A 17,034-nucleotide genomic window follows, 5' to 3' on the forward strand; every position below is an offset into this window, starting at 1 on the left:
CCCAATTAATATATGGCTTACAAGGGAATTTTAAGTTTGCACTAAACGGCGATGGCGATGAATGCTCAGCAGAATTCCGGCACCAAATCCAAGGGTTACTAAAGCAGTGCCACCATAACTAATAAAGGGTAATGGTACGCCAACGACAGGTAGCAAGCCACTTACCATACCAATATTGACAAATGCATAAGTAAAGAAAATTAAGGTAATCGAAGCACCCAGCAGTCTGGTAAACAAGGTTGGTGCACTTGCTGAAATAGCCAAGCCGCGTTTAATTAAGGCAAAAAATAAACCCAGTAAAACAATATTACCAATTAAGCCAAACTCTTCGGAGTAAACCGCAAAAACAAAATCGGTATGTTTTTCGGGAATAAATTCAAGGTGTGATTGTGTACCCATAGTCCAGCCTTTGCCAAAAAGACCGCCTGAGCCGATCGCAATAATTGCTTGAATAGTATGAAAACCTTTGCCAAGAGGATCGCTAGAAGGGTCTAAAAGAGTACAGATGCGATGTTTTTGATACTCTTTAACTAGGGGCCAAATCATTTCGGGAGTACAAATGGTATTCCCAAAAATAATAATTAAAATGATACCGATAACGGCCGCTACGACCACGGGGATAAGCCAGCGCCAGGGAAAGCCCGCCAGAATAATGACATAGAGGCCGGCTGCAAAGACCAATAAAGCAGTACCGAGGTCGGGTTGTCGGGCAATCAGGAAGACGGGTAAAGCCAATAAACAGCCCGCAATGGCATAGTCCCAGGTTTTCAGTACACCTTCGCGTTTTTGAAAATACCAAGCGAGCATAAGGGGCATGGCAATTTTCATAATTTCTGAAGGCTGAATAACCACGCCAAGATTGAGCCAACGCCGCGCCCCTTTTTTAATTAAGCCAAATGCTGCTACTGCCAGCAACAGCGCTATGCCGATGCTATAAACCCAGACCGCAGCAACTTCGAGCCATTTCGGTGGAATTCGAGAAACTAGGTACATTAGGATGAAGGCCAAGAAAAAATTGCGAATTTCATCTTCAATACGTACTGCAGTATTTTGGCTAGCGGATAAAAAGGTAATGAAGCCAATGGTGGCGAGACCTAAAAATATCAGACCAAGTTGGCGGTCAAAGCCAAAAAAGAATTGGCTAAACCATTTTTTTAAGGCGCCCTTTTCCATTCAGGAACCCCCTTTGGCCATTTGCCTTCAAGATAATAATCAAGTGCTTTACGGGCAATTGGGGCTGCGTATTGGGCCCCGAAGCCAGCGTTTTCCACCACCATGGCAATCACGATAGTCGGCTTTTCTGCAGGTGCAAATGCAATATATAGCGCATGGTCACGTAAATATTCACTGGTTGCAGAATGCTTATATTCTTGTGAATTGAGACTGAATACTTGCGCAGTGCCCGTTTTTCCCCCAGTTTGGTACGCCGCATCTTTAAAGACGGCGGCAGAGGTTCCAGAGCGGTTTACTTCAACCATGGCCTTTTTAATGACCTCAATATTTTCTGGCTTGAATTGCAAACGATAACTTTCTTTGGGGGTAGTTAATTCTTTTTGCCGCGTAAAAGGGTCTTCAATCGCCTTAACAAGGTGCGGTTTCATCACAACCCCATTATTAGCAATGTTGGCTAGCGCATGCGCCAATTGTAAAATCGTAAAGGTGTTATAGCCTTGACCAATACCCAGAGAAATGGTTTCTCCTTCATACCATTTTTGCTGCTCAGGTTTTTTAAAGTTCGCTTTTTTCCATTGAGTTGAAGGCAAGATGCCCCGATTTTCACCTTCTAAATCGATGCCAGTAATTTGTCCAAGACCCAAGGGCTTCATAAAGTCATGAATCATGTCGACGCCCATGTCACGCGCCAAAGTATAGTAGTAGGTATCGCAAGAATCAACAATCGATTTTTGCATATCGACCATGCCATGGCCCCCCTTTTTATCGTCCCTAAAAGTGTGATTGCCAAAATTAAAATAGCCCGGGTCGGAAATTGCATCACTAGGCTTGCGCTTATTATTTTCAAGCGCTGCTAAAGCCATGAAGGGCTTATAGGTAGAGCCTGGCGGATAAATGCCTTTTAAAGGCCGGTTATAAAGCGGCTTTTGTTTCGATTCATTTAATTCTTTCCAAGTGACGGAGTCGATGCCCTCAACAAAATCATTGGGGTTGAAATTGGGCTTAGAAACAAAAGCCAAAATATCGCCAGTAGCGGGCTCAATGGCGACAAAGGCACCGCGAAAGTTGCCATACAGTTCCTCTACTAAATACTGTAATTTAATGTCTACCGAAAGAACAACATTTTTCCCTGGAGTTGAAGGAAAGCTGGCCAAGGTCCGCACGGGTTTACCACCTGCAGTAATCTCCACTTGATCAATGCCTGGGGTACCTCGCAGCACTGGCTCATAACTTTGTTCAAGGCCAATTTTGCCGACGTATTGAATGCCAGATAAAAAAGATGCTTGCAGTGCATAAGGATTAATGTCGGGACGCGCAGTTTCTATTTCACTTAGCATGCGCTCTTTATCGCGTTGCGATACACGACCAATATAACCAATGAGGTGCGAGCCAAGTTCGTTATAAGGGTACTCACGGAAACTGCGCGCCCGAATTTCAACCCCAGGAAATTGATAACGATTTGCCATAAAGCGGGCAGTTTCAGCATCAGTTAACATCGAGCGCAAGGGAATGGTGCCCATGTTGCGAGAATCGTCCAAAGAACGTTTGAAATTTTTACGATCGCGCGGCGTAATTAAAACAATTTTTGCTAAAGAGTCGATTAAGGTATCTATATTTCCTTGAACTTCGCCAGCATTCACTTCTAAAGTTAGGGCTGAATAGTTACGGCCGATGACAATACCATTGCGATCGATTAGTAAGCCGCGATTAGCTGGTGCCGGCACAATTGCAATGCGATTACTTTCAGCTAGGGTAGAGTATTTATGGTGACTAAAAAGCTGCAACCACACTAGTCGAGAGAGTAAAAGTAAAAAACAAAAAGAAACAAATAGCGTCGCAATGTAGATACGCTCTTGAAAGGAGCCTAAATCGGGTTTTTTAAGCGCGCCCATACTTAAAATTTAAAGGGGTCGAGTATGGTCAACATGCAGCGGGCGACGTTGCGGGGCCAACAGTATGCGGGTGGCAAGCGGCCAAAGTAGTGCCTCAATCAAGGTTTGTAATACTCCGCTACCCATTGCCCACCAATAAATCGTGCCGCTTAAGAGCCAATGAATTAGTGGGGGAAAAAGGGCTACTAATAAAAATAAGGGGGTTATATGCAGTGCTTGCGAAACTACTGGCAAGGCAATAATGCGGCGGTGCCAAGTCACGGCTAAATATGCCGCTAGGGAATAGCTAAAAGCATGAATTCCTAATACATCAGAATTATGTACGTCCATCAGTAAGCCTAGCGCAAATGCAGATATAACCCCGATCAGGCGGTGTTGATGAATATTCCAAAAGATGAGTGCAAGCACTAAAAAATCGGGTACCCAAGCGTAGTTGCCCAGCGGTAAAAGATTGAGTAAAAGAGCGCACAATAAACTGACATAGATAAATCCACGATTTACTGGACGGAGGATGTAGCCGCTTTGAAAGTCGATCATTGCATGCCTTTGGTGCGGGTTTGACGGCGACCGGGAGCAAAGCCTGCGTTATCACTAGTTTGGCCCGTTGGATTACTAGAGGACTTCTGTAGGGCTGGTTTAGCATCGCCTTGTGTTTCATACAGCAAGGCCAGTGCATGGCGATAGCGATTGACTGGGGCAATCGGTACACAAAATACATTTGCAGCGTTTTTTTCTAAATTGCGTTCGATGCGGGTAATCATGGCGACCGCAAACCCAGGAGGATAGGTGCCATCAATTCCCGAGGTTAAGAGAATATCGCCCACCTCTAAATCGCTAGCAACTGGTAAATACCGCAGTTCTAAAGGATTACTGCGACCCGTACCAAACACCGCAGCCCGCAAACCGTTGCGAGCCACTTGAACAGGAATAGCAAAATCACGATCCTCAAGTAGCGACACCTCAGCTGAGTTTTCATAAATTCGTACAACCTGACCCAAAATACCAGCATCATTTGCAATGGGGTTCCCTGCTTTCAAACCATCATTGCTGCCACGATTAATCACGATCCGTTGTGAAATGGGATTTGGGGGATTAAATAAAATTTCAACTGGCAAGGTTTTATAAGTGAGTTGTTTTTGGAAATTGAGTAGTTGTCGTAAATTTTGATTTTCAGCCAAAAGTAATTCGCCCTGAGTAGCAAGTAATGCTAATTCAGATTGACGTAGCTTCATACTTTGATTTTCACGTTCGAGCTCGCTACGGGTAGTAAAGTAATTACTTGTCCAATCAAAAAACAAGCGTGGTGTTAGGCTGACATATTCAAGTGGCCGCAAGAGCCAATTGATTTGATTGCGAACCGGATCTAGCGTATTAAAACGGAAGTCCATGATCATCAAGGCTAAGCTAATTGCCAGACAAGCAAGTAGTTTGACGAGGGCTGAAATACCCTGTTTAAAGAGGGGCGGAGCGCTATGTTGCAAGGCTCTGACCGAATAAACGGTTGTTTACTCTTGCGAGAAAACGCCGCTCAGCTTGTCCATGCGCTCGAGCGCAATACCAGAGCCACGAGCTACGCAGGTAAGGGGGTCTTCTGCAATGTGAATGGGTAAACCAGTCTCTTCTAAGAGAAGACGATCGAGGTCGCGCAGGAGGGCGCCCCCACCAGTGAGCATCATGCCGCGCTCCGCAATATCGGAAGCCAACTCAGGAGGGGTTTGTTCAAGCGCCGCTTTAACTGCAGTCACAATTTGATTTAAGGGGTCAGTCAGCGCCTCAAGCACTTCATTACTAGTAATCGTAAAACTGCGCGGGATACCTTCAGCCAAATTACGACCTTTTACTTCCATTTCTAATACGGCTGAGCCTGGAAAAGCTGAACCAATTGTTTTTTTAATATTTTCTGCAGTTTGTTCGCCAATAAGCATGCCGTAATTGCGGCGAATATAGTTGGCAATGGCTTCGTCAAATTTATCTCCACCAACGCGAACAGAGCCCTTATAAACCATGCCACCCAAGGACATCACCCCAACTTCAGTGGTGCCACCGCCAACATCTATTATCATTGAACCGTGCGCTTCAGACACGGGAAGGCCTGCACCAATGGCTGCAGCCATGGGTTCTTCAATGAGAAAAACTTGTGATGCACCAGCGCCTAAAGCCGACTCACGAATGGCTCGCCGCTCAACTTGAGTTGAGCCGCATGGCACGCAAATAATAATGCGCGGGCTGGGTCTGAATAGCTTACTTTCATGCACCATTTTGATAAATTGTTTGAGCATTTGCTCAGTAATGGTGAAGTCAGCAATGACCCCATCTTTCATGGGGCGAATAGCTTCAATATTGCCAGGTACACGACCTATCATCGCTTTTGCTTCAGTACCTACCGCCAGAATGGTTTTTTTACCATTAGGACCACCTTCTTGGCGAATTGCAACTACCGAAGGCTCATCGAGTACGATTCCCCGATCGCGCATATAAATCAGAGTATTTGCCGTACCAAGATCGATTGCGAGATCATTGGCAAAATAGTTACGAATCAGACCAAACATAATGGAAGTGGGAAAATAGTCGAGTTAATGAAGATAAAGAAGAATGATACCCTAGCGCCCAATGAAACTCGATGAAGTCCAGCGCATTGCGCACCTTTCTAGGCTCGAATTGAGCGAACCTGAGGCTGAGGCACTTTTGCCCCAGTTACAGGCAATTTTTGCTTTGGTTGCTGAAATGCAAGCAGTGGATACCAGCACTTGTGAGCCGCTGGCTCACCCGATTCTTTTTTTACGCGACTTAGCTCAACCGCTTCGTACTGATGAAGTGAGCGAAACCGATCAACGGACGGCAAATATGCGTTCAGCCCCAGCTCAAAAAGACGGCTATTTTCTCGTGCCGCGAGTGCTTGAATGAGTTGGCATGTTAGTACAGTGGCCTTGTTATCAAAGGCTTTAGCGGCTAAGCAGGTATCTAGCCGCGAGTTAACCAGCTATTTTTTAGAGCGCATCGCCAAGGGTAGCCGTTGGAATGCATTTTTAGATGTTAATCCTGCCTTAAGTTTGGCGCAGGCAGAGGCCGCCGACACCTTACGAGCAAGCGGATTAGGCGGTCCTTTAACGGGCATCCCAGTGGCGCATAAAGATGTTTTTGTCACTCGGGGCTGGCACTCAACCGCGGGTTCCAAGATGCTCGAAAATTATCAAAGCCCATTTGATGCTGCAGTGGTGGCCCGTCTAGGGATGCCCGATGAGCAAAATCCTACTGCCGCCGGCATGGTTTGTTTGGGTAAAACCAATATGGATGAGTTTGCAATGGGCTCCTCGAATGAAAACTCGGCTTTTGGCGCGGTGCTTAATCCATGGAATCCTGCATGCGTAGCAGGAGGTTCATCAGGCGGTTCAGCAGCAGCTGTTGCTGCGGGGCTAACACCGATAGCCACAGGCACCGATACAGGTGGTTCGATTCGTCAGCCCGCAGCCCTTTGTGGGTTAACGGGAATTAAGCCAAGCTATGGACGGGTGTCGCGCTACGGCATGATTGCGTACGCATCCTCTTTAGACCAAGCGGGCCCCATTGGTAAGAGCGCAGAAGATTGCGCGTGGCTTTTAAGTGCCATGTCATTTCATGATGGACGCGATTCCACTTCATTAGCCGATTCGGGAGAAGACTATAGCCGTTATTTGAACCAAGGCTGGAGTGAGCCGCAAATTAAAAATGTAACGAAACCGTTAAGTGGTTTGCGCATTGGTTTGCCTACGGAGTTTTTTGCTGCAGGCTTGGCACCGGAAGTAGCTCAGGCAGTTGAAGCGGGAGCAGAACAGCTAGCAGCCTTGGGCGCCACTTTATGCTCCGTCACTTTGCCCAAAACAAAATTATCTATCCCTGTTTATTATGTGCTTGCCCCGGCTGAAGCCTCGAGTAATTTAAGTCGTTTTGACGGCGTGCGTTTTGGCCATCGCACAGCGCAATATTCTGATTTACAAGAGCTGTATAAAAAATCACGTAGCGAAGGTTTTGGCGCAGAAGTGAAGCGGCGCATTTTAATTGGCAGCTATGTTTTATCCCATGGATACTATGATGCATATTATTTGCAAGCGCAAAAGATACGGCGCATTATTGCCACCGATTTTCAGGCAGCCTTTCAGCACTGTGATGTCATTTTGGGGCCCGTTGCACCCGATGTGGCGTGGCCTTTGGGAGCAAAAACCCAAGACCCCTTGCAAATGTATTTGGCCGATATTTATACCTTATCAACCAATCTAGCGGGCTTACCAGCAATGAGTGTGCCTTGTGGCTTTAATCAAAATAACCTCCCCATTGGTATGCAACTGATCGGTAATTATTTTTCCGAAGCCCGTCTCTTGCAAATTGCCCATCAATATCAGCAGGCTAGTGATTGGCACCTGCGGCAGCCGAGCGAGGTGGCGTAATGGAATGGGAGGTGGTCATCGGGCTTGAAACGCATACGCAATTAAAAACCCAATCCAAAATTTTTAGTGGCGCGAGCACGCATTTTGGTGCGCCTGCAAATACCCAAGCCTGCGCAGTAGATTTGGCTTTGCCTGGGGTGTTACCCGTCTTAAATCGCCAAGCGGTCGAGCATGCAATTCGCTTTGGTTTAGCCATTGGCGCAACCATCGCGCCCAGCAGCATTTTTGCCCGCAAAAATTATTTTTATCCCGATTTACCTAAAGGCTATCAAATTAGCCAGTATGAAATTCCTGTTGTGCTGGGTGGTCAAGTAGAAATTATTTTTAATGGCGAGAGCAAGTTAATTCAACTAACCCGTGCTCACTTAGAAGAAGACGCTGGTAAATCGGTGCATGAAGATTTTATTGGACCCCATGGCGAGCCCTCCAGTGGTATCGACTTAAATCGTGCCGGTACGCCTTTACTAGAGATCGTGACCGAACCGGTAATGCGCAGCGCAGCAGAGGCCGTGGCTTACGCCAAAGCCCTGCACAGTTTAGTTGTTTGGCTTGATGTCTGCGATGGCAATATGCAAGAGGGTTCATTTCGGTGTGATGCCAATGTTTCAGTTAGGCCAATGGGTTCGGAGAAATTAGGCACGCGTTGCGAGATTAAAAATCTGAATTCGTTTCGCTTTATGGAAGAGGCGATGAATTATGAAATTCGTCGACAAATTGAATTAATCGAAGATGGCGGCGAGGTTAAACAAGAAACCCGTCTGTATGATCCCGATAAAAAAGAAACGCGGAGCATGCGCAGCAAAGAAGACGCTAATGATTACCGTTATTTTCCTGATCCTGATTTATTGCCTTTACAAATTGATCAGGCATGGATTGCAAAAGTACGCGCTGGCATGCCCATCCTGCCAGACGCCGTGCGCAACCAATGGCAAAAAGAATTCGGCCTTTCTGCCTACGATGCGCAATTGTTATCACAAGATCGGGCGACGGCACAATTATTTAATGCCCTGGTTAGCTTGGTGGGACAGCCCATGGCAAAGGTCGCCGCCAATTTAGTTACGGGAGAGCTTGCTTCGGCGCTGAATCGCGCTAACCTAGCAGCGAGCGATTCACCGCTTAGTGCGAACGATTTAGCCCCATTACTCGAGCGCGTGGCTGACGGCACGATTTCAAATAAAATTGCCAAAGATATTTTTACCATTTTGTGGGATGAGGCTAGCACTGGTCAACGGAGTAGTACGATTGACACCATCATTGATCAGCGTGGCTGGCGACAAATTAGCGATAGTGGTGAGTTAGCGCTTTTAATTGATCAAGTGTTAACCGACAATGCTAAATTAGTTGCAGAGTTTCGGGCCGGCAAAGAAAAAGCGTTTAATGCATTGGTAGGGCAAATTATGAAGGCTTCTCAAGGCAAGGCTAATCCCCAACAAGTGAACGATTTATTACGTAAAAAATTAAGTTAGGAAGAGGGTATGAGTTCTAGTCATAGCGCAATCGATTCCAAGCAGGCAGAGCAAGAAGCCCTAGTCGCTGATTGGTTGCGAGCGACCCCCGAATTTTTTGAGCGCTATGCCGATTTGTTAAATGAAATTCGCTTAAAGCATCCCCATGGCGGTAGCGCTATTTCATTACAAGAGCGGCAGATGTCGATCTTACGCACCCAAAATCAAGAACTGAATCGTCGGCTGGGTGAAATGCTCCATTTTGGTAGCCGCAATGATAAAACCCAAAAGGGTTTAGTGGCTTGGTTGTTATTACTCATGCGGGCCAGCACTCGCTTTGAAGTAGAGGCTGCAGTGACCGTTGGTTTAGCCGAGGTATTTGAGGTTGATGCAGCCTTGATTTTGCCCCCCCAAGCATTTTTTTCACCGTGGCTAGAAAATCCTTTGTGTGGCTCTGCTAAAGAATTGCCCGCTGTGAGTATTGATTTACTAGCGACCCAAACAGCAATTGACGATCAATGGCAAAGTTTAGTGGCGATTGGTTTGCCCTTGAGCAGTCAGTCAGCGCCTGCAGTGCTCTTGCTCGCAAGTAAAGATGCCAGCCGCTTTACGGCAGATATGGGGGCTTTTTATTTACGTCAAATTGCTGAGTTAACTGCCGCTGCACTCGATCGTGTGCGCGCTTATGAGCCTGCCGCCACCTGAATTATTGCCATTAGCGCAAGCCTACGTGCACGAGTTGCATGTATTACGGCAGCTTTCGCCCCATACGCTCACGGCTTACCAGCACGATTTAAGGCAATTACAACTGCTTGCCCAGGAAGATGGCAGCGATTTGCTGAGCGCAACTAATGCGCAGGTTCGGCGTTGGGCTGCGCGCTTACATGCAAAGAATCAATCACCGCGAAGTATTGCGCGAACCTTATCTGCTTGGCGCGGCTGGTTTGATTGGCTAGGTCAGCAAAGCGCAGAAAAAAAGCGGATTCATAAAATTCAATTATTAACTAACCCAGTTGCCGACGTGAAAGCGCCTAAGCGCAATAAGCCGCTACCCAAGGCGCTGTCTGTAGAGCAAGCCATTGCCCTAGTGCAGCAAGCCCAGCGCGAAGTTTTAGAAAAAAAGGATTTAGATTCGCTTCGCGATGCCGCTTTAATCGAGTTGTTGTATTCCTCGGGCTTACGTTTATCAGAACTGCTTGGCATCGATATTTTAATTAGCCGTGACCGTCAGCGCGAGTCTGCAGGCTGGCTAGATTGGGACGCGGCTGAGGTAACAGTCTTGGGAAAAGGCGGTAAACGCCGGAGCATCCCCGTAGGCTTGCCTGCCATGACGGCATTACGGGCGTGGCGGAACTTTCTCGAGACAGTAGAGCCTCAGCCACTTAGCCCAGCTTTATTTATTTCCGCCAAAGGCGAACGTTTAGCCCCGCGCACGGTGCAGGTAAGGCTGCGTACCTTAGCGATCCGTGCAGGTTTACCAACCCATGTGCACCCCCATATGCTGCGGCATAGCTTTGCTAGCCACGTTTTGCAATCCTCACATGATTTACGCGCAGTGCAAGAAATGCTGGGCCATGCCAATATCGCCAGCACCCAAATATATACCGCCCTGGATTTTCAGCATTTAGCGCAGGCCTACGATTTGGCTCATCCCCGCGCTAAACCCAGCAAGGCGTAAGATAGCTAGCTTATTATCTTCACCAAGCACTGAAATGGAACTGATATGGCTTTAATTCCCGTCACAATACTTACTGGATTTTTAGGTAGCGGTAAAACGACTTTACTTAAACATATCTTGACCGAACAGCACGGTAAAAAAATTGCTGTTATTGAAAACGAGTTTGGTGAAGAAAATATCGATAACGATATTTTGGTACAAAGCAGTGAAGAGACGATTGTGCAAATGAGCAATGGTTGTGTTTGCTGTACCATTCGTGGCGATTTAGTTGAGGCCTTAAATCAACTATGGGAACAACGCCAGCAGAAAAAAATTCAGTTTGAGCGCGTGGTCATTGAAACAACAGGTGTCGCTAACCCAGGGCCAGTAGCGCAAACTTTTTTTATGGACGATGATGTGGCTGAGCATTATGTGCTCGATGCGGTTGTGACCCTAGTCGATGCAAAACATGGTCAACAGCAGTTATCTGAGCATGAAGAGGCCCAGCGGCAAGTGGGTTTTGCCGACCAAATTTTTATTACCAAAACAGACTTAGTCAGTCCTACTGAAATAGCGAATTTACGTAGTAGGCTCATGCATATGAACCCCCGTGCACCCATCAAGGCGATTACTCAGGGGGTCGTGCCGCTCAATGAAGTATTGGATTTAAAAGGGTTTAATCTCAATGCCAAACTCGATATTGACCCCCATTTCTTAGGCGCAGAAGAGCATGATCACGCTGACTGTGGGCATGATCATAGTCATGAGCACGCCGCTCATGATCATTCTGACCATGGGCATCAGCATCATGATCATGCTGGCCATACCGATCGAATTCAATCATTTGTATTTCGTAGTGAGCGCCCCTTTGATTCTAAAAAGTTAGAAGATTTTTTAGGTGGAATACTTGAGGTTTTTGGTGAAAAAATGTTGCGTTATAAAGGAGTGCTTTACGTGAAGGGGAGTGCCCGAAAAGTGGTGTTTCAGGGCGTACATCAAATGATGGGCAGTGACTTAGCTGGGCCTTGGGGTGCCGAACCCAAGCAAACCCGCATGGTCTTTATCGGCATCGATTTACCCAAAGATACATTAATGGCGGGCTTAGAGGGATGTTTGGTTTAAATTGGCGCAGGGTTCCTTGAGGTACAATCCCGCGCCACAGTCAGATTTAAAGTAAAGACTTAAAACCTTGGCAGAATGGGGCAATAATGCTTCAGGAATATTGGGAAGAAAAAGATGATCGCAAAAACAGCAAGTAACGCGAAGTTAGCCGAGAAAACCACGGAGAAAGTCAGCGCGACAATGGTCAAAGAAACCGTGAAGGCCGCAGCAAAGGCGAGCGCAAAACCGTCCTCGAAAGGCGTTACGTTCATGCCTATAACAGAGGCTGAGTTACTACAGATGGGGGATAAAGATTATATGAATGCGTCCCAGCTGGAATTTTTTCGCTTAAAACTTGCCACTCTGAAAGAGGATATTTTAAAAAATGCCTCGGAAACAACCGAGCATTTGCGGGAAAATATTTTGGTGCCCGATCCTGCCGACCGCGCGACGATTGAAGAAGAGCATGCGCTGGAGTTACGTACTCGCGACCGCGAACGTAAACTGTTAAAAAAAGTTGAGCAAGCTTTGGCACGCATTGAGTCGGGTGATTATGGCTGGTGTGAAGAGACGGGCGAGCCCATTGGCCTGTCACGCTTAATTGCGCGGCCCACAGCAAACCTATCGCTTGAAGCCCAAGAGCGGCGCGAGCTACGTCAAAAACTGTTCGGTAATTAAGTCAAATATAAACTCAGGCAAGCGTAAACTAAAGCTAGTTAATGACGAAGACTTTACCTACTATAGCCGATATTTCCCCCTTGTTAAAGGCGGAGATTCTGGCCGAAGCTTTGCCCTATATACGCCAATACCATGGCAAAACAATTGTCATTAAATATGGCGGTAACGCCATGGTTGAGGAGCGCCTTAAAGAAAGTTTTGCGCGCGATGTCATTTTATTGAAATTGGTCGGCATGAATCCCGTGGTCGTGCATGGAGGCGGCCCACAAATTGATGAAGCTTTAAAGAAGATTGGCAAGACTGGCACTTTTATTCAGGGCATGCGCGTCACTGATGAAGAAACCATGGAAGTCGTGGAATGGGTTTTAGGCGGCGAAGTGCAGCAAGATATTGTCATGTTAATCAATCATTATGGCGGTCAAGCGGTAGGCTTAACGGGTAAAGACGGCGGCTTAATACATGCCCGTAAAATGTTTGTGCCCGATGAATCTAAGCCGGGCGCAACCATCGATCTCGGTTTTGTGGGTGAAATTGAAGCGATTAATCCAGCAGTAGTGAAGGCTTTACAAGACGACGCCTTCATTCCCGTAATTTCCCCAATTGGCTTTAGCGCAGAAGGACAGGCTTTTAATATCAATGCTGATTTAGTGGCAGGCAAGATGGCCGAAATTCTCAAAGCTGAAAAATTAGTGATGATGACCAATACCCATGGCGTAATGGATAAGAGCGGTAAATTACTAACCGATTTAACTGCCCGCGAAATCGATAGCCTTTTTGCCGACGGCACCATTTCGGGGGGGATGTTGCCAAAAATCGCTTCAGCACTCGATGCAGCTAAAAGCGGGGTTAACTCCGTACATATTATTGACGGTCGAATTGAGCACTCGTTGCTGTTAGAAATTTTGACCGAGCAAGCTTTTGGTACCATGATTCGATCACGCTAAGTTCTGGAAAATTGTTGAATGAGCCCGAGTAGAGAATCCGCCCCCTTTGCAGCAGAATCTCAAGGTGAGAGTCAGGGCTCTGACAAACTGCGTAAACGGCCGCGACCAGGTGAACGGCGCTTACAAATTTTGCAAGTATTAGCGGAAATGCTGCAACACCCGAAAGGTGAGCGCGTTACGACTGCGGCATTGGCAGCAAAAATTCAAGTTTCTGAAGCCGCCTTATATCGGCATTTTGCTAGTAAAGCGCAAATGTTTGAGGGGTTGATTGGTTTTATTGAGCAAACTGTATTCGGGCTAATCAACCAAATTACCCAAAAAGAAGAATCAGGTTTGGCCCAAGTGCGCGGCATTTTGCAAATGCTATTGGCGTTTGCTGAAAAAAATCCAGGGATGACCCGTGTGCTGTTGGGCGACGCTCTTTTACAAGAAGATGAGCGCTTACAAGAGCGCATTAGTCAGGTTTTAGACCGCGTTGAGGCATCCCTCAAGCAATCTTTGCGGATTGCGCAAACCCAAGGCGGGCAGATAGCCAAATTGGGGCAGGAAGAGATTAGTATTCGTGCCGCAATTCTCATGAGCTATATATTAGGACGCTGGCATCGCTTTGCGCGCAGCGGCTTCAAAAAACTACCCACAGAGGCTTCAGAACTTAGCCTGCGTATCTTGCTCTCAGAATGAGCGAGCTAAACCTTTCTCGTAATACGATTCATTTTGCCGAGCCTTTGCCGTTGCAAAGCGGTGCAATCTTAGCTAGTTACGATTTAGTGATCGAAACCTATGGCAAATTGAACGCCACTAAAAGCAATGCAGTATTAATTTGTCACGCTTTAAATGCCTCGCACCACGTTGCCGGCCCCAATCCAGATGATGCCAGCGATATGGGCTGGTGGGACAACATGGTTGGACCAGGTAAGCCAGTCGATACCAACCATTTTTTTGTCATTGGTGTGAATAATTTAGGCTCTTGTTTTGGTTCAACTGGTCCAATGAGCATCAATCCGGCAACTGGCACTTTTTATGGTGCCGAATTCCCGGTAATTACGGTTGAAGATTGGGTTAATACTCAGGCACGTTTAGCCGATAAATTGGGTATTCGGCGTTTTGCTGCCGTGATGGGTGGCAGTCTCGGAGGCATGCAAGCGATTGCCTGGGCAATTCAATTCCCCAAGCGTATTGGGCACTGTATAGCAGTAGCATCAACCCCCAAGCTATCGGCCCAAAATATTGCCTTTAACGAGGTAGCTAGAAATGCCATTCTTGCCGATCCCGATTTTCATGGTGGCAATTATTATGCGCATGGTGTGGTGCCTAAAAGCGGCTTACGTTTAGCGCGTATGGTGGGACATATTACCTATTTATCCGATGACGATATGGCAGAAAAGTTTGGCCGTGAACTACAACGCCCTGCTGGAGCGCCTGACGAATATCGTTTTAGTTTTGATGTCGAGTTTGAGGTAGAAAGTTATTTACGTCATCAAGGTGAAAAATTTTCAACTTATTTTGATGCTAATACCTATTTATTAATTACCCGTGCGCTCGATTATTTTGATCCTGCGCGGCGCTCAGGGGGTAGCTTGAGTCGCGCATTGGCTGAAGTGCAGGCGAAGTTTTTGGTAATTAGTTTTGTTACCGATTGGCGTTTTCCACCCAATCGTAGTCGCGAAATTGTTGAAGCTCTGCTGGTTAATAAAAGTGCTGTAACGTACGCCGAAATTGATGCCCCGCATGGCCACGATGCTTTTTTATTAGATGATGCGCGTTATCACCAGTTAATTCGGGCCTATTTTCAGACCATGGATGAGGCTAGCGTATGATGCGCGCTGACTTTATTGCGATCGCCAAATGGATTGCCCCGTCTAGCCAAGTACTAGATTTGGGTTGTGGTGACGGTAGTTTTCTAGAATTTTTACGCCAGCAAAAACCGGTGCAAGCTTATGGTGTCGAAATAGATGATGCGCGGGTTTTAGCCTGCGTGCAAAAAGATATTCATGTCATTCAGCAAAATCTCGAGGGTGGCCTCGCTTTATTTGGCGATCAGAGTTTTGATACCGTCGTGCTTTCGCAGACACTACAAACTATCCACCAGACCGAAAAAATCTTGCGCGAGGTAGTGCGGGTAGGGAAAGAATCGATCATCTCATTTCCAAATTTTGGCCATTGGTCACATCGTCTAGCCGTAGGTTTTGGGCATATGCCAGTTTCGAAGAGCCTGCCGTACCAGTGGTACAACACGCCAAACGTGCGCGTTTTAACTGTCGCCGACTTTGAAAAACTCGCTTCCAGTTTGGGTCTCAAGGTGATTGATCAATGTATTTTGCATGAAGGCAGAGAGGTGACTTTGTTACCCAATCTGTTTGGCAGCTTGGCATTATTTCGTATTCGACGTGCTTAATGTAATTCAGTCATGGCTTAAAGATTTTCGGGTTTATCTCGAATGGCCTTGTCTACGAATGCTTTTTTTAGGCTTCTCTGCAGGCTTACCGCTTTTACTAATATTGGGCACCTTAAGTTTTTGGTTGCGCGAGGCGGGAATTGATCGTAGCACCATTGGCTATTTAACTTGGGTTGGTTTAATTTATGCCTTTAAGTGGGTTTGGGCGCCGTTAGTCGATCGACTGCGAATTCCTTTTCTCACTAAATGGTTTGGCCGCAGACGCAGTTGGCTGCTCTTTGCCCAAGCCTTAATTATTTTAGGTCTACTGGGCATGGCCAGTATTGATCCTAAGGTTGCATTGAATCCCATCGTGTGGTGCGCACTACTTGTGGCATTTGGTTCTGCCACGCAAGATATCGCCTTAGATGCATTTCGGATTGAATCGGCCGATAGCAATCATCAGGCGGCCTTGGCAGCCACCTATCAAACTGGCTATAGACTCGCTCTAATCTGGGCCGGTGCCGGCGTTTTATGGCTGGCAGCGCGGGTCGAGACGGATAGTGGATCTTATGATGTTAGTGCTTGGCAATTTGCTTATCTTTGTATGGCCGCTTCAATTAGTGTTGGCGTTATCACCACCTTATTTAGCCAAGAACCAGCACAAGTTTTACTGCCGCAAGCACGCAACGCAAAAGCTTGGCTATATCAGACCTTAATTGAACCCTTCGCTGAATTTATTCAGCGCTATCACTATCAAGCCATCATCATTTTGGCCTTAATTGCGATTTATCGGATCAGCGATGTAGTGATGGGCATTATGGCCAACCCCTTTTATGTAGATATGGGCTATACCAAAGATGAGGTTGCTGCCGTGAGCAAAGTCTTTGGCGTCATCATGACCTTGCTTGGTGCTTTTATTGGCGGAGTTTTAACTCTGCGCTTTGGCGTGATGCGCATTTTATTTGTGGGTGCTGTGTTATCGGCGGTAAGCAATCTTTTATTTGCTTGGTTAGCAGCCCAAGGCCATGATTTACAGGGTTTGATTTGGGTCATTTCTGCTGATAATTTAAGTTCTGGAATAGCGAGCGCTGCATTTATTGCTTACTTATCTTCACTAACAAACATTCGCTATTCAGCAACACAGTACGCCCTATTTAGTTCAATGATGCTCTTATTGCCCAAATGGTTAGCGGGCTTCTCCGGCGTATTTGTAGATGCATTTGGTTATCAAGCTTTTTTTATTAGTACAGCCATTATTGGCGCGCCTGTCTTAATTCTGATTTGGTTGACGATGCATTTAAATATTGGGCAGAACAAAAAAATAGCAGAGTAGTTATTTTTTGATC

Annotated in this window: 17 protein-coding genes; 12 read left to right on the forward strand and 5 right to left on the reverse strand. The window is 46.5% G+C overall.

Annotated elements, in window-relative coordinates:
* Nucleotides 1-30: 30 nt before the first annotated feature.
* Genes rodA through LZT22_RS07230 form a run of 5 tightly spaced genes read right to left on the reverse strand, consistent with a single transcriptional unit; the run spans nucleotide 31 to nucleotide 5,614 of the window.
* Nucleotides 31-1,173 carry a rod shape-determining protein RodA gene (gene rodA, locus LZT22_RS07210; protein ID WP_233924402.1) on the reverse strand — a complete coding sequence of 381 codons (1,143 nt, stop codon included), beginning with the start codon at nucleotides 1,171-1,173 and terminating at the stop codon, nucleotides 31-33.
* Complete coding sequence (gene mrdA / locus LZT22_RS07215) at nucleotides 1,155-3,065, reverse strand: penicillin-binding protein 2 (RefSeq protein WP_233924403.1); 1,911 nt, start codon at nucleotides 3,063-3,065, stop codon at nucleotides 1,155-1,157. The genes rodA and mrdA overlap by 19 nt, the downstream gene beginning before the upstream one ends.
* A 9-nt stretch (nucleotides 3,066-3,074) precedes the next feature.
* Nucleotides 3,075-3,602 carry a rod shape-determining protein MreD gene (gene mreD / locus LZT22_RS07220; protein WP_233924404.1) on the reverse strand — a complete coding sequence of 176 codons (528 nt, stop codon included), beginning with the start codon at nucleotides 3,600-3,602 and terminating at the stop codon, nucleotides 3,075-3,077.
* The gene (mreC, locus tag LZT22_RS07225) at nucleotides 3,599-4,546 is read right to left on the reverse strand and encodes a rod shape-determining protein MreC (RefSeq protein WP_233924405.1); all 948 of its coding nucleotides are present in this window, start codon (nucleotides 4,544-4,546) and stop codon (nucleotides 3,599-3,601) included. The genes mreD and mreC overlap by 4 nt, the downstream gene beginning before the upstream one ends.
* A gap of 24 nt (nucleotides 4,547-4,570) precedes the next feature.
* The gene (locus LZT22_RS07230; protein ID WP_233924406.1) at nucleotides 4,571-5,614 is read right to left on the reverse strand and encodes a rod shape-determining protein; all 1,044 of its coding nucleotides are present in this window, start codon (nucleotides 5,612-5,614) and stop codon (nucleotides 4,571-4,573) included.
* A gap of 61 nt (nucleotides 5,615-5,675) precedes the next feature.
* Here LZT22_RS07230 and gatC point away from each other — a divergent pair, with 61 nt between their 5' ends.
* The 12 genes from gatC to LZT22_RS07290 all read left to right on the forward strand — a co-directional run bounded on the left by gatC (nucleotide 5,676) and on the right by LZT22_RS07290 (nucleotide 17,021).
* Nucleotides 5,676-5,969 carry an Asp-tRNA(Asn)/Glu-tRNA(Gln) amidotransferase subunit GatC gene (gatC, locus tag LZT22_RS07235; protein WP_233924407.1) on the forward strand — a complete coding sequence of 98 codons (294 nt, stop codon included), beginning with the start codon at nucleotides 5,676-5,678 and terminating at the stop codon, nucleotides 5,967-5,969.
* Nucleotides 5,966-7,486 carry an Asp-tRNA(Asn)/Glu-tRNA(Gln) amidotransferase subunit GatA gene (gatA, locus tag LZT22_RS07240; RefSeq protein WP_233924408.1) on the forward strand — a complete coding sequence of 507 codons (1,521 nt, stop codon included), beginning with the start codon at nucleotides 5,966-5,968 and terminating at the stop codon, nucleotides 7,484-7,486. The genes gatC and gatA overlap by 4 nt, the downstream gene beginning before the upstream one ends.
* Entirely contained in the window at nucleotides 7,486-8,952 is a 1,467-nt protein-coding gene (gene gatB, locus LZT22_RS07245) for an Asp-tRNA(Asn)/Glu-tRNA(Gln) amidotransferase subunit GatB (protein ID WP_233924655.1), read from the forward strand. Before gatA ends, gatB begins: the two co-directional genes overlap by 1 nt.
* 9 nt (nucleotides 8,953-8,961) lie before the next feature.
* On the forward strand, nucleotides 8,962-9,636 hold the full coding sequence (locus LZT22_RS07250) for a DUF484 family protein (RefSeq protein ID WP_233924409.1): 675 nt from the start codon (nucleotides 8,962-8,964) through the stop codon (nucleotides 9,634-9,636).
* Nucleotides 9,617-10,609 carry a tyrosine recombinase XerC gene (locus tag LZT22_RS07255; RefSeq protein ID WP_233924410.1) on the forward strand — a complete coding sequence of 331 codons (993 nt, stop codon included), beginning with the start codon at nucleotides 9,617-9,619 and terminating at the stop codon, nucleotides 10,607-10,609. Before LZT22_RS07250 ends, LZT22_RS07255 begins: the two co-directional genes overlap by 20 nt.
* Before the next feature lie 45 nt (nucleotides 10,610-10,654).
* A complete protein-coding gene (locus LZT22_RS07260) occupies nucleotides 10,655-11,710 on the forward strand; it encodes a GTP-binding protein (protein ID WP_233924411.1) in 1,056 nt (351 codons plus the stop codon).
* A 249-nt stretch (nucleotides 11,711-11,959) separates the two neighbouring features.
* On the forward strand, nucleotides 11,960-12,367 hold the full coding sequence (gene dksA / locus LZT22_RS07265; protein ID WP_233924657.1) for an RNA polymerase-binding protein DksA: 408 nt from the start codon (nucleotides 11,960-11,962) through the stop codon (nucleotides 12,365-12,367).
* A gap of 41 nt (nucleotides 12,368-12,408) precedes the next feature.
* A complete protein-coding gene (gene argB, locus LZT22_RS07270; protein ID WP_233924412.1) occupies nucleotides 12,409-13,311 on the forward strand; it encodes an acetylglutamate kinase in 903 nt (300 codons plus the stop codon).
* 18 nt (nucleotides 13,312-13,329) lie between these two features.
* Nucleotides 13,330-13,992: a nucleoid occlusion factor SlmA gene (gene slmA, locus LZT22_RS07275; protein WP_233924413.1), complete on the forward strand. Its 663-nt coding sequence runs from the start codon at nucleotides 13,330-13,332 to the stop codon at nucleotides 13,990-13,992.
* Nucleotides 13,989-15,128, forward strand: a complete 1,140-nt coding sequence (locus LZT22_RS07280; RefSeq protein WP_233924414.1) for a homoserine O-acetyltransferase — start codon at nucleotides 13,989-13,991, stop codon at nucleotides 15,126-15,128. Before slmA ends, LZT22_RS07280 begins: the two co-directional genes overlap by 4 nt.
* Nucleotides 15,125-15,706 carry a methionine biosynthesis protein MetW gene (gene metW, locus LZT22_RS07285; protein WP_233924415.1) on the forward strand — a complete coding sequence of 194 codons (582 nt, stop codon included), beginning with the start codon at nucleotides 15,125-15,127 and terminating at the stop codon, nucleotides 15,704-15,706. The genes LZT22_RS07280 and metW overlap by 4 nt, the downstream gene beginning before the upstream one ends.
* A complete protein-coding gene (locus LZT22_RS07290; RefSeq protein ID WP_370635196.1) occupies nucleotides 15,699-17,021 on the forward strand; it encodes an MFS transporter in 1,323 nt (440 codons plus the stop codon). Before metW ends, LZT22_RS07290 begins: the two co-directional genes overlap by 8 nt.
* Nucleotides 17,022-17,034: the final 13 nt, after the last annotated feature.

This window comes from Polynucleobacter sp. IMCC 29146 (assembly GCF_021395195.1).
Classification (GTDB): domain Bacteria; phylum Pseudomonadota; class Gammaproteobacteria; order Burkholderiales; family Burkholderiaceae; genus Polynucleobacter.

Bases quoted from the DNA above. Each gene is read 5' to 3' on its own strand.
- rodA (WP_233924402.1), bottom strand. From the start codon at position 1,173: ATGGAAAAGGGCGCCTTAAAAAAATGGTTTAGCCAATTCTTTTTTGGC.
- mrdA (WP_233924403.1), bottom strand. From the start codon at position 3,065: ATGGGCGCGCTTAAAAAACCCGATTTAGGCTCCTTTCAAGAGCGTATC.
- mreD (WP_233924404.1), bottom strand. From the start codon at position 3,602: ATGATCGACTTTCAAAGCGGCTACATCCTCCGTCCAGTAAATCGTGGA.
- LZT22_RS07230 (WP_233924406.1), bottom strand. From the start codon at position 5,614: ATGTTTGGTCTGATTCGTAACTATTTTGCCAATGATCTCGCAATCGAT.
- gatC (WP_233924407.1), top strand. From the start codon at position 5,676: ATGAAACTCGATGAAGTCCAGCGCATTGCGCACCTTTCTAGGCTCGAA.
- gatA (WP_233924408.1), top strand. From the start codon at position 5,966: ATGAGTTGGCATGTTAGTACAGTGGCCTTGTTATCAAAGGCTTTAGCG.
- gatB (WP_233924655.1), top strand. From the start codon at position 7,486: ATGGAATGGGAGGTGGTCATCGGGCTTGAAACGCATACGCAATTAAAA.
- LZT22_RS07250 (WP_233924409.1), top strand. From the start codon at position 8,962: ATGAGTTCTAGTCATAGCGCAATCGATTCCAAGCAGGCAGAGCAAGAA.
- LZT22_RS07255 (WP_233924410.1), top strand. From the start codon at position 9,617: ATGAGCCTGCCGCCACCTGAATTATTGCCATTAGCGCAAGCCTACGTG.
- LZT22_RS07260 (WP_233924411.1), top strand. From the start codon at position 10,655: ATGGCTTTAATTCCCGTCACAATACTTACTGGATTTTTAGGTAGCGGT.
- dksA (WP_233924657.1), top strand. From the start codon at position 11,960: ATGCCTATAACAGAGGCTGAGTTACTACAGATGGGGGATAAAGATTAT.
- argB (WP_233924412.1), top strand. From the start codon at position 12,409: ATGACGAAGACTTTACCTACTATAGCCGATATTTCCCCCTTGTTAAAG.
- slmA (WP_233924413.1), top strand. From the start codon at position 13,330: ATGAGCCCGAGTAGAGAATCCGCCCCCTTTGCAGCAGAATCTCAAGGT.
- LZT22_RS07280 (WP_233924414.1), top strand. From the start codon at position 13,989: ATGAGCGAGCTAAACCTTTCTCGTAATACGATTCATTTTGCCGAGCCT.
- metW (WP_233924415.1), top strand. From the start codon at position 15,125: ATGATGCGCGCTGACTTTATTGCGATCGCCAAATGGATTGCCCCGTCT.